Source organism: Halolactibacillus alkaliphilus (assembly GCF_900115465.1).
GTDB classification, from domain to species: domain Bacteria; phylum Bacillota; class Bacilli; order Bacillales; family Amphibacillaceae; genus Halolactibacillus; species Halolactibacillus alkaliphilus.
The window spans coordinates 218,637-230,445 of sequence record NZ_FOWN01000001.1 but is presented as its reverse complement, the minus strand read 5'-3'; the positions used below and the strand labels follow the sequence as shown (position 1 = coordinate 230,445).

Sequence of the window (11,809 nt, the reverse complement as noted above, 5' to 3'; positions counted from 1 at the left end):
CCTCCTTGTATAATAAGTTTATTATTTTCCAATCACTAATGTCTATAATTTTTACTATCAATAAAACTTAGCGTAAGCGACTCATCTCAACATGATCCATATCGTCATAAGTGATATTCTCTCCACACATACCCCAAATGAACGTATAGTTATTAGTCGCTACACCTGTATGGATTGACCAACTCGGTGAAATTACCGCTTGTTCATTTGATAGCACGAGATGACGTGTCTCTTCTGGCTCTCCCATAAAATGGAACGCTCTCGTTTCTTCATCCATATCAAAGTATAAATAAACTTCCATTCTTCTTTCATGAGTATGTGCTGGCATAGTATTCCACGCGCTACCTTTACTTAACACTGTATAGCCCATCTGCAATTGGCAACTTTCACAGTTATTTGGATGGACATATTGATAAATCTTTCTTTCATTTAGTGTTTCTGCCTCACCTTTTTCTAACGGTGTCATCTTATTAATGTCCAGCTTTACTGTTGGATACGTATGATGGGCTGGTACTGAGTTGATATAGAATTTTGCTGGATTAGATTTATCTTTTGAACGGAATTGCAAATCTTTTGTTCCTCGACCTACATACAGTCCATCGCGATGATTAATTTCGTAAACTTCTCCATCTAATTCTATCTCACCATCGCCACCAATGTTAATAACACCTAATTCACGACGTTCAAGGAAATAATTTACACCTAATTCCTTATCTAATTTAATAGTCAACGGCTCCGTTGTAGGTGTGACTCCACCAAAAATCATTCGATCATGGTGTGTATAAGTTAACGTCACGTCACCTTCGATAAATACTTTTTCCACCATAAATTGCTCTCGTAATTCTGTTGTGTTTAGCCTCTTAATTCCTTTTGGGTCTGTCGCATAACGTGTTTCCATTTAAATTCCTCCTCTATTTTAGCGGCTAATTTTTGTACCATTAGCCATCAAATCCATTACTTCATTTTCTGTTACCAAGTTAGCATCACCTTTAATGGTGTGTTTAAGAGCTGCCGCAGTTGTAGCAAACTCAACAATATTTTGTGCTTCCCACTTTGACAAATATCCATGCAATACACTTGAACTAAATGCATCACCACCCCCAACGCGATCAATAATGTGATCCATATTAACTTCATTTGACATATATAAGGTATTATTAATGTAATAATATCCTATTAAAGTATTGTGAGATGAAGAAATTTGATTACGTTTCGTTGAGTATAAAGCCACAATATTTGGGAAATCATCGAGCAATTGTTCATACAAGTTCGCCAATTGTAACGCATCACTTAATTTAGCATCAACATCGTAATTAAAAATGTATTTCAAGTCCAATTCACCGCAAGAACAGATATCTACATAAGGTAAAATGCGTTTGAATGTTTTTCTTGCGTCTTCTATCGTCCATAATTTTTCTCTAAAGTTACAATCAAAACTAACGAATAGACCGTGCGATTTTGCCTCTTTTACTAATTCTACTGTAAGTTCTGCTGCTGCTTTCGATATCGCTGGCGTGATACCTGATATATGAAGCACATCTTGTCCTTTAAGAAATTCCGAGAAATCGATCTCACTTTTATCCCATTCACTAACACTAGAATACTTGCGGTCATAAACTACTTTTGAACTTCTATTGCCCGCGCCAACTTCAACAAAGTATGAACCAATCCTCTCTCCACCAAAGCAAATGTATGACGTATCCACTTTATAACTCTCTAAATAATTCAGCATACCATCCGTAAGCAAGTTATTCGGTAAACGCGTTACAAAACGCGTATCGTGACCATACAATGATAATGCAATGGCAACATTAACTTCTGCACCACCATAATTCACTTCGAGATTATATGCCTTTCTCAAACGTTGACCTGTCTCTGTGGATAATCGCAGTAACATTTCACCTAATGTGATGACCTTTGCCATTCACTCACCTCATTTCATGTACCAAAGAGCAATACTCTCGGGCTTTATCGGTAATATTTTGTAGGTTACCTAACTTTTTAAGTGACGTTAAATTACTTCCCATACCACAGGCAAAAGCGCCTTTTTCAAGCCATTGAGAAATATTTGTTTCATCAACGCCACCCGTTGGCATAATTTGAATATTGGGTAGCGGGCCCTTAAGAGAAGAAATATACTCTGGTCCAACTAAACTTCCTGGGAATAATTTTATTACATCAACACCATATGTGAGCGCTTGTTGTATCTCAGTGATAGTAATAGCTCCTGGCAAGTATGGTATTTGGTATCGGTTACAAATCTTTGCCGTTTCTTTGTCGAACCCTGGACTAACAATAAAAGCAGCACCATTTAATATAGCTAAACGAGCAGTATGAGCATCTAATACTGTCCCTGCACCTATGACAACTTGATCATCATCCTGATACTTGTTTACAGCTGCTTTTATCGCTTCTAGAACATTCGGTAGAGTAAATGTTAACTCAATCACTTTAACACCACCGGCTATACAAGCATCGGTAATATCAAGCGCCTCGTCTACACTTTCTCCACGCACCACTGCTACTAGTTTTTGTTGTTCTATCTGATTAAGCGTGTAATACTTTTTCAAAACTACACCTCTTTCTTATATGGAAAGTAAATATACTATTTAGAAACTTGAGTTCATTATATCTAATTTATATTTATTTATCAACCCATTTACTCGTTTAATTTACGCCTTATAAAAAATCACGTTATAATCTGACTCCTCATAAGCTAAATCACCGGTTTTTGCATCGGTATCTTTAATTTTCTGATAGCTTTAAAAATCCAGAAATGTTATTCTAGTCTTTAGTACAAACAAAAACATCTAAGGCTGTGATCTATATTGATTAATAAAAACAATAAACTTCCTCTATATTTGCAGTTGATGGAAAGTATTATAAAAAAAATTGAGCAAGGTGATTATAACGAGGATGAAAAATTACCCTCAGAAAGAGAGCTTTGCGATATATATGGCTTAAGTCGCATCACCGTTCGCAATGCTTTACAAGCTCTCGAACAAGAAGATTATATTTATAAGTTACATGGGAAAGGGACATTTGTTGCCCCTAAAACCTACAAGCAAAAACTAGTGAAAGTTTATAGTTTTACCGAAGAAATGAAAAAAATAGGAAAAACACCTCAAACAGACGTTTTGTCCTTTGACATTATTTCTGTTGATCAAACGCTCTCACAAAAAATGACACTCGATTTAGACCAGAAGGTTTATAGAATTAAACGTCTGCGACTGGCTGATAATATTCCTTTCATCTATGAAACATCCTATTTACCTGTGTGTATATTTCCTCACTTAACTAAACAGGATTTAGAAAAACAACCAATGTACTCTATATTTATGAAGAATTACAATATAGGCGTATCTAAAGCTACAGAACATTTTTCTGTTACTAGCTTAAGAAGTGAAGAGGCATATTATTTAAAATCGGAAGCTGAAAGACCTGCGATGCTTTTAAAAAGATTGGCCTACCACGAAGATACTCTCATTGAATATACTGTCAGCGTTATTAGTGGGAATAAATTTAAATATACTGTGGAACTTACTTAATTAAGTAAGTTCCACAGTTTTTTAATCGCTATTCACAATCGAAACACACATTAATTAGATATGTCCAAAAACAAAACACGTAATTATTTAGTTGACTTTTTTATCTCATGCACTTACACTAATATTAACTTGTTATAACCAGTTGTCGTTTGCACTATTTACATTCTATATAATATATTTCTTCTACTCCATTGAATCTACTGACCAATCAAAACTTTATTTATATCCTATGTAAAACGAGTAGTTTACACTCAAGAGATTAAGCTAACTATTTAGGACGCTTAATGTCTTTAATTTAATATACGGAGGAGAAATCATGTCTTTAGCAATTAAAGCAGCAACAGTTTACTTGCATAACGAGATCGTTCACGACGGTTATTTGTTAATTGATAACGGTAAATTCGCTTCATTTATAAAAGAAAAACCTAGCGCGCATTATGACGTTATTGACTACAGTGATTTCGCTATCGCACCTGGTTTATTTGATACACATATTCATGGTTATAACGGATATGACGTCATGGATAATAATTTATCTGGATTAATAAAGATGTCTGAAGATCTCCTCTCATGTGGGGTGACTTCATTCTTACCAACAACATTAACAGCACCTATTAATCAATTAGATGCTGTTATTAAAACAATAGGTCCTCATCTTCACGAAATGAAGGGTGCCAAGGCACAAGGCATATTTATTGAAGGACCGTTTTTCACTGAAAAACATAAAGGTGCCCAGAATCCTGATTATTTCATGGACCCTCTCATTGATATTCTAGATCGGTGGATACAATTATCTAATAATCAAATAAAAAAAATTGCTATTGCACCTGAACGCGAAGGGGCAATCCGTTTTATTTCACATGCCAAAAAGCATAATATCAGGGTAGCGTTAGCCCATACCAATGCAGATTATTTAACTGCAATGCAAGCAATTAATACGGGCGCTTCTATCTTCACTCATACTTTTAACGGCATGAATGGATTCAATCATCGCGAGCCAGGTGTTGTAGGGGCTGCATTTAGTGCTGACCACGCCTTTGCTGAGGTCATTTGTGATGGTCATCATGTTCATCCAGCTGCTATCAAAACTTTAATTAAAACACGAGGTATCGATGAAACTGTGTTGATATCAGATTGTATGATGGCAGGTGGCAAACCTGAAGGACAGTATAAACTTGGGGAATTTGATGTTTTCGTAAAAGATGGTAAAGCAACAATACAAACTGGCAGTTTAGCTGGTAGTATTTTAGAATTAAAAGATGCGGTTAAAAACCTGATCGATTGGGGAATCGTAACACCTCATGAAGCGATTAAAATGGCGAGCACAAGTCCCGCTAAATCATTAGCTTTACACGAGACAGCTGTAATTAAAACTGGTGTTGCTGCTGACTTTATCGTGCTTGACCATGATTTCCATTTACACGCGACATACATTGATGGACATTGTAAATACATTAAAGAATAGAGGGCGCTAAATGATACTAACTATAACGATGAATCCATCCGTAGATATTGGTTACTCATTTGATTCATTTCTTATTGGGCAAGTGAATCGTGTTTTAGATGTGTCTAAAACAGCGGGTGGAAAAGGGTTAAATGTGACACGTGTGCTAAAATCACTTCAAGCACCCGTCACGGCAACAGGTGTCTTAGGTGGAGAATTAGGCATGTTTATTAGGAGCGAGCTTCAAAAGATTGACGTCGTTGAAGACTTTCTCACGATTAACAAACCTACAAGAAATTGCATTGCAGTCATGCATGACTCGGGTTATCAAACAGAAATTCTAGAGCCGGGGCCTACTCTAACCAAGCATGAAGGTGAAACGTTTTTACTTCACCTAGAGTCTTTATTATCAAAAGACATCACAACGGTAACTGTTTCCGGGAGTTTACCGAAAGGGTTAGCCGAGGATTTTTACGTTGATGTCGTAAAACGAATAAATAAAAAAGGTGCTAAATGTCTTCTAGACACATCAAATCAAGCGTTGGTAAAGGTCTTAGAAAGCGATATAAAACCTTCTATTATAAAACCAAATTTAGAAGAGCTTGAAGCATTATTAAATCAGTCTCTTTCCTCTATAGATGATCAAATATCGGCCCTTCACCATGAACTTTTTAATGGTGTTGATATCATCGTCTTATCAAAAGGAAAACAAGGTGCCCTTGTTAGGTGGAAAGATACGATTTATGAAGTCACTCTTCCAAAGGTCACCGCTGTTAATCCTGTTGGTTCAGGGGATGCGACTGTTGCTGGACTTGCCTTTAGTATAGAACAACAATTAGATTCCGATGCCTGCATTAAAACCGCGATGACAGCTGGCGTGCTTAACGCAATGGAAAAACAAACGGGTGCCATTGACCACAGTCGATTCAATGAGATTTACGAGAAAATCAGCTTGACTAAACTTTCTTGACACAAGCCCTTATTAGTGAAAAAGATCCACACAAGCTAAAGCTTATGCGGATCTTTTTGTTATTTTGACTTAATGTGGGCTAAACTTGAAAAAGCTTGTTTTCCGACTAAAAGTTTTTCACCATCGGTATAGCCTTCTTCTCTTAATGTGAGCTCTTTAATCAGCACCTGCCTTAATCGCTCTACTTTATCTTGATAATCTTGAGTTGCGACATGGTTGATACACTCTTGTGGATCGTTCACTAAATCAAAGTACTGTTCTTCCCCAGTTTGAGAAAACCAAATATATTTTTCTTTGCCGGTTGTAATATAGTGATAGCTTTTTTCTCCGAATTCATGCTCACCGTGCAAATAATCCCGCCATTCTGTTGACTTATCTTTTGCTAAGGGCAGGATACTTTTTCCATCTACTGATGGTGGAATGGGTATGTCTAATATGTCTAATATCGTTGGCATAACATCTCTTAACTCTGTCACCCGTTGTGATGTTGGCACTAACGGTGTTTTTAAGAAATTCCCTGGATCGGATAGAATCAGAGGGATTTTAGCCGATCCCTCATACGGTAATGACTTTCTAAACAGATGATGGTCCCCCATTAATTCACCGTGATCAGAAACAAACATAATAATGGTGTGCTCCTTTTGTTCATGTTCTTCCAACGCCATTAAGAAACGACCTATTTGATGATCAATATGCGTAATCAGTCCATAATATGCTGCTTGAGCCCGTTTATACCGGTCCGCTGGCACACGACCTTTTCCTGTTACTGGATTATATCCTTCTTTTTCTTTATCCGTTATATCTGCCCAATCACCGATAGTAGGCTCAGGTAGCTCTCTATTTAGGTACATATCAAAATAATATGGTGGTGGGTCCAGTGGTGGATGCGGACGAACAAATGACATCTTTAAAAAGAAAGGTAACGTTGGATCTCGGCGGCGTAAGAAATCAATCGAACGGGTCACAACCCAATTGGTGGGGTGTAATGACTCATCCAATGCCCATGGTCTAGCAACGGTTGATGAATTACAATCTAGACCAAGATCAGTCAAGTCAACATGATGGCCTGCTTTGTCTTTTAACCATTGTAAGTAATCATCGACTTCATTAAAGGACTCGCTTACCTTCGTATGTTGTTTAAAACGATTATAGTGCATATACCCATCATGTAATTCAACATGATCAAACCCGCAATACTTTCTCGTTGGATAGACATGCATCTTCCCAATCGCTTGCGTATAGTAGCCCGCTTTTCCAAGCACTTCTGGTAAGAAGTTTGAATAGTCCCACGGTAATTTATCTTCATATCCGACACGCCCTGTATGAACCTGGGACATACCCGTTAAGAGTGACGCTCTTGCCGGAACGCAAGAAGGTGTTGCCGCATAAGCATTTTTAAAAATAGTACCTGTCCTAGCAAGTTGATCTAAATACGGTGTATCAACAACCGGATGCCCCAGAATACTCAAGCAGTCATAGCGCATCTGATCAACCATAATCATCACAATATTGGGTTTCATGTTGTTTCTCCTCTCCCTTAAATAACTTGACCTTTTTTAACACGTAACGCAACGCTTTTTAACTCTGGTAAATGTTTGCGGAAAAATGTTTGATACGCTTCGCAATAAGCGTATTTCCCTTTTACTTTATAGCGCTTACATCCCCCTCTACAAAGTGATACAAACGGACATGTTAAACAGTCCTCATGTAAAACCGTTTCTGATCTAAAGTCCTTAGCAATTTTCGAGTGGAATAACGTCTCATAATCATCTTCTATTATACTACCCAAGCAGTATCGATCGTCCACATAAAAATCACACGGAAAGACATCACCATTGGCTTCAATAACAAAGTACGTCGAGCATTGCCCAGCCAAGCTGCAATCTTCTGGTTGTTGCCCAAGAAGAATACCAACAAAATTATCAAATAAACGATTACTTACATAATTCCCCGATAAAAAACTTGTTAAATAACGATTAAACAGTACCGACAATACGTCACTATACTGCGCTTGCGTCATTAACAATTTTTGTGCCTGTCTTGGTAAATTCAAACGATCTAAACATGGAATATATTGAATATGTTTAAAGCCTTGATCATCAAAATACTGCGTAATTTCTTGAATATGCTGTGCTGCAAGTGAGGTTAAGACACACAGTATATTAAAGGGGATAGCCGCTCGTTTGACTTTATCAATGTTGGACATAATTCTATCGAAAGTTTCTTTTCCGGCTTTTGTTTTACGTAATTGATCATGAGTTGCTTTTATACCATCGACCGATATACCCACGAGGAAGTGATTTTCTTTTAGAAAATTAATCCATTCATCGGTTATATGATAGCCGTTCGTTTGAATAGAGAAAAAAACCGGGATATTTCTAATATTATATTTTTTCACGCATGCCATAAAAGCATAGTAAAACGGCAAACCGATTAACATCGGTTCACCGCCTTGGAAAGCGATATGGATAACGCGCGGATCTGCCTCTATTGCTTTTTTAACAAGCGCTGTCATTGTGTCTTTGTTCATTTTACCATAATTCTTTATTGAGCGTTGATCAGCTAAATCGTTATAAAAACAATAATCACAATCGAGGCTACAACTAGAAGATACTGGCTTTATTAAAATCGATAACGCCTGCAATGTCATCTCTCCCATTCGCTTTCTTAAATAAATAACTAATTAAATGATCCTATTTAATTAGGCTTTACCATCACTCTTACAAATCATTATCTTTTCACGCACTGTCTTTTTCATCTCTTCTTTAGCTGGTGTCATATATTTACGCGGATCTGTTGCCTCTGGATTAGCTACTAAAAAGTCACGCAACGCCATTGAAAACGGTATTTTTAACTCCGTTGAAATATTCACTTTACAACAGCCTAGTTCAATACACTTTTGCACATCAGCTTTAGAAATGCCTGAAGCACCATGCAATACAATAGGCACATCGACCAACTGCGCGATTTTTTCTAAACGTTCAAAGTCAAGTTGTGGCTCGACTTCATACACACCATGACCTGTACCGATAGCTACTGCCAGTGAGTCTACGCCTGTTTTTTCAACGAACTCTTCTACTGTATCAGGATCTGTGTAAGCTGCTTCTTGCGCTGTCACAATCAGGTCATCTTCTTGACCTACTAACTTCCCAAGTTCTGCTTCTACTGTTGCACCATGTTTTCTCGCCAGTTCTACAACCTGTTTTGTTAAGGCGATATTGTCTTCAAATGAGTGATGCGATCCATCAATCATGACCGATTTCGTGCCCAGTTCGAGTGATGTCTCAATACTATCGATTGTTTCATGGTGATCTAAATGCAGAGCAATAGGTACACCATTTTCTCTTGCTGCTACTTCAACAAGCGCCTGAATATATGCACGGCCAGCATAATCCATCGTTCCAGGTGTGGCTGCTAAGATAACCGGTGACCGCAGTTCTACAGCTGTTTCAACGACGGCTTGTACCGTCTCCATATTATGAATATTAAAAGCTGGTACAGCATACTTCCCTTTTTGTGCGTCTAATAACATCTGTTTTGTATTGACTATTGTATTCATTTTATCACACTCCACTTAGAATTAGTTAATAGGATAAATAGTAACACCTTGCACCACGCGATTCACCAGACCACTAGGACTTGGATTGTCAGGTGTAATCGCTAATTTTAGTGCGTTTTTCATTGCCAAGACTTGCGGAAAGATAATGTAAGGCAGTGAAAGACTAAAATCATTCACTTCTTTCCCTTTTTCTATATCTAAGCAAATCACAAAGTCTGCATGCCCACTAACAGCTTCGTCCTCGTAATAATCAACAACGGCAATCTTTATACCTGAGTTGTCCGTCGCAAGTTCATTTAATAAATCCATATCATATTTTCTTGTATAACTGTCCTGTGACATAAACATGACGACCAAAGATTGTTCATTAAGAATCGATTTAGGACCGTGTCTAAAACCTAAGGATGATTCATACGTCGCAGCTACCTTACCTGCGGTAAGTTCAAGTACTTTTAGCGCACCTTCATGTGCCAGCTGACCTAATAAACCAGATCCTAAAAAGACCATCCGTTCGTAAGATTGTTCTAAGACCTCATCAACCTTATCACCCACCATATGAAGTAACCGTTCCGCTTGGTTAATGCTCTGATCAATGACTGCTTGTGTATTAGTCTCTCCGAACAATACATAAGCGGCCACCATCATCGTTGTAAAACTACTTGTCATCGCAAAACTTTTATCATGGGCTTCAGGCGGTGTTAAAATAAGCAAACTTTTATCATCACCTTTTGTATTAACTGCGAGTTTACCCTCACTATTACATGTGATCACTACTTGATAAAAATCTTTAATAATAGTTTCTGCTAAATTAACGGCTGCGACACTTTCTGGACTATTACCCGATCTGGCGAAAGAAACAAGTACTGTAGGTACATCTGCTTTTAAATAGGCATAAGGGTTAGACACAATATCCGTTGTCGCAATCGACTCAAACGTAAAGGTGCTTTTCGTTGTTGATTGATTCAATTCAGGCGTTAGCGTATCACCCGCAAAAGCAGATGTCCCAGCACCAGTAAAAATGACACGCACATGTGCGTGCGTTTCTTTTAACTTCTTAATAAAATTCTGATGGGTGTCTTTATGTTCAGCTAATGTTGTTAACATCTTTCCCCAAACATGTGGTTGTTGATAAATTTCAGTAGCCGTGTGAACTGCTCCTAACTTTTCTAAGTCTTGCTCTGCAAGATTAAACATGGAAGCCCTCCTATTGGTTATGTTGTCATAACCAGTTTATTATTTTTTGAGCGCCTTAATAAGGCGCTCTTAATCAAAAGTTATCATCAATCCCTCTGGTTATAACCAGTTGATTCTATTGTAGCGTGGATAAAACTATTTGTAAACTATTTTTCCGTCATTACATGAAATTTGAATGATTGACGCATCGTCTTTCGGCTTCATTCTAGGGTATTTCTCACATAGCTCATCCGCTTCTTCTCTTATCCTTAACTGATCAATCACTTGATGCACACTCGTTTCTTTCATTCGCTTAACCATATCGACTGCATCCGTCGCTAAGTCTAAATCGGTATAATAACTATCCACCCCGTCACTAAATAACCAGACCGATTGAATATCTTGATAATTAAGCACACGCTTTAACCCTTTATCGATATAATCCGTCGTTATATCCATTGCTGTATAGCCGCTTTTTTTATTCTTTAATTGACGATTATTTAACAATAAAGGATGAACCATTTTCTTTGCTTCTCTCATCGTAATACCATCTTCTCTTACGAGTGCTTGCATGTGATTAATAATACCGCGATCTAATTCTGTTGCCCGGCCGTCGTGTATAATCTCATAGCGACCATTAGTATACTCAACGACCGCGGTGCAGTCACCATAAGATTCAATGACCAATGTCTCATCGATTTTTCTTAATAAAATGATGGCCGCAGATGGTAATTGTTCTTCGAGATAGTCTTCACTATCAATGTACGCACGTAATTTTAAATGTAGGTCATTTGAAAGATTCCGAAATAGGTGCCCACTATCTATCGTGACATTATTTTCTAATACTTTATTTAAGTAATTGGTGGCATGTTCCACAAACCAGACGGTATCCGATAAATACTGTTGGATGAGACCGGTCGCTAGGCCTGTTGCTCCGTCCATCACATAGGCATAGTTTTCACCAAAGCCGATGCGATCTTCTTTACAGCGATTGCCCCGATCATTGGCATAATCTGTTATTTTCATATTATCCCTCCCCATGACATGATAAAATGAGCCTGTTAGTTTTTTTAAAATTCTAATGATGCGTGTATAAACTGTCATACACGCATCGG

Annotated in this window: 11 protein-coding genes; 3 read left to right on the top strand and 8 right to left on the bottom strand. The window is 37.7% G+C overall.

Annotated elements, in window-relative coordinates:
• Nucleotides 1-67: 67 nt before the first annotated feature.
• From kduI to BM163_RS00950, 3 genes are read right to left on the bottom strand one after another with little or no spacing between them, the layout of a single operon-like run.
• Nucleotides 68-898, bottom strand: coding sequence for a 5-dehydro-4-deoxy-D-glucuronate isomerase (gene kduI / locus BM163_RS00960; protein WP_089799263.1), 831 nt, complete (start codon nucleotides 896-898; stop codon nucleotides 68-70).
• 18 nt (nucleotides 899-916) lie between these two features.
• Nucleotides 917-1,924: a sugar kinase gene (locus tag BM163_RS00955; RefSeq protein ID WP_089799261.1), complete on the bottom strand. Its 1,008-nt coding sequence runs from the start codon at nucleotides 1,922-1,924 to the stop codon at nucleotides 917-919.
• Nucleotides 1,925-1,928: 4 nt separating this feature from the next.
• Nucleotides 1,929-2,570: a bifunctional 2-keto-4-hydroxyglutarate aldolase/2-keto-3-deoxy-6-phosphogluconate aldolase gene (locus BM163_RS00950; RefSeq protein WP_089799259.1), complete on the bottom strand. Its 642-nt coding sequence runs from the start codon at nucleotides 2,568-2,570 to the stop codon at nucleotides 1,929-1,931.
• Nucleotides 2,571-2,828: 258 nt separating this feature from the next.
• On the opposite strand from BM163_RS00950, the gene BM163_RS00945 reads away from it, so the two are divergent.
• From BM163_RS00945 to BM163_RS00935, 3 genes are all read left to right on the top strand, one after another.
• Nucleotides 2,829-3,548: a GntR family transcriptional regulator gene (locus BM163_RS00945; protein ID WP_170243603.1), complete on the top strand. Its 720-nt coding sequence runs from the start codon at nucleotides 2,829-2,831 to the stop codon at nucleotides 3,546-3,548.
• Nucleotides 3,549-3,864: 316 nt separating this feature from the next.
• Complete coding sequence (gene nagA / locus BM163_RS00940; protein WP_089799257.1) at nucleotides 3,865-5,013, top strand: N-acetylglucosamine-6-phosphate deacetylase; 1,149 nt, start codon at nucleotides 3,865-3,867, stop codon at nucleotides 5,011-5,013.
• Nucleotides 5,014-5,023: 10 nt separating this feature from the next.
• Nucleotides 5,024-5,962, top strand: coding sequence for a hexose kinase (locus BM163_RS00935; RefSeq protein ID WP_089799255.1), 939 nt, complete (start codon nucleotides 5,024-5,026; stop codon nucleotides 5,960-5,962).
• Nucleotides 5,963-6,021: 59 nt separating this feature from the next.
• Here the strand turns inward: BM163_RS00935 and BM163_RS00930 are convergent, their stop codons facing one another.
• The 5 genes from BM163_RS00930 to BM163_RS00910 all read right to left on the bottom strand — a co-directional run bounded on the left by BM163_RS00930 (nucleotide 6,022) and on the right by BM163_RS00910 (nucleotide 11,720).
• Nucleotides 6,022-7,482: an arylsulfatase gene (locus BM163_RS00930; protein WP_089799253.1), complete on the bottom strand. Its 1,461-nt coding sequence runs from the start codon at nucleotides 7,480-7,482 to the stop codon at nucleotides 6,022-6,024.
• A gap of 17 nt (nucleotides 7,483-7,499) precedes the next feature.
• Nucleotides 7,500-8,606: a radical SAM/SPASM domain-containing protein gene (locus BM163_RS00925; RefSeq protein WP_170243602.1), complete on the bottom strand. Its 1,107-nt coding sequence runs from the start codon at nucleotides 8,604-8,606 to the stop codon at nucleotides 7,500-7,502.
• 57 nt (nucleotides 8,607-8,663) lie between these two features.
• Nucleotides 8,664-9,521 carry a class II fructose-1,6-bisphosphate aldolase gene (gene fba / locus BM163_RS00920; protein WP_089799249.1) on the bottom strand — a complete coding sequence of 286 codons (858 nt, stop codon included), beginning with the start codon at nucleotides 9,519-9,521 and terminating at the stop codon, nucleotides 8,664-8,666.
• 21 nt (nucleotides 9,522-9,542) lie between these two features.
• Nucleotides 9,543-10,715 carry an SIS domain-containing protein gene (locus tag BM163_RS00915; RefSeq protein WP_089799247.1) on the bottom strand — a complete coding sequence of 391 codons (1,173 nt, stop codon included), beginning with the start codon at nucleotides 10,713-10,715 and terminating at the stop codon, nucleotides 9,543-9,545.
• 135 nt (nucleotides 10,716-10,850) lie between these two features.
• Complete coding sequence (locus BM163_RS00910) at nucleotides 10,851-11,720, bottom strand: hypothetical protein (protein ID WP_089799245.1); 870 nt, start codon at nucleotides 11,718-11,720, stop codon at nucleotides 10,851-10,853.
• Nucleotides 11,721-11,809: the final 89 nt, after the last annotated feature.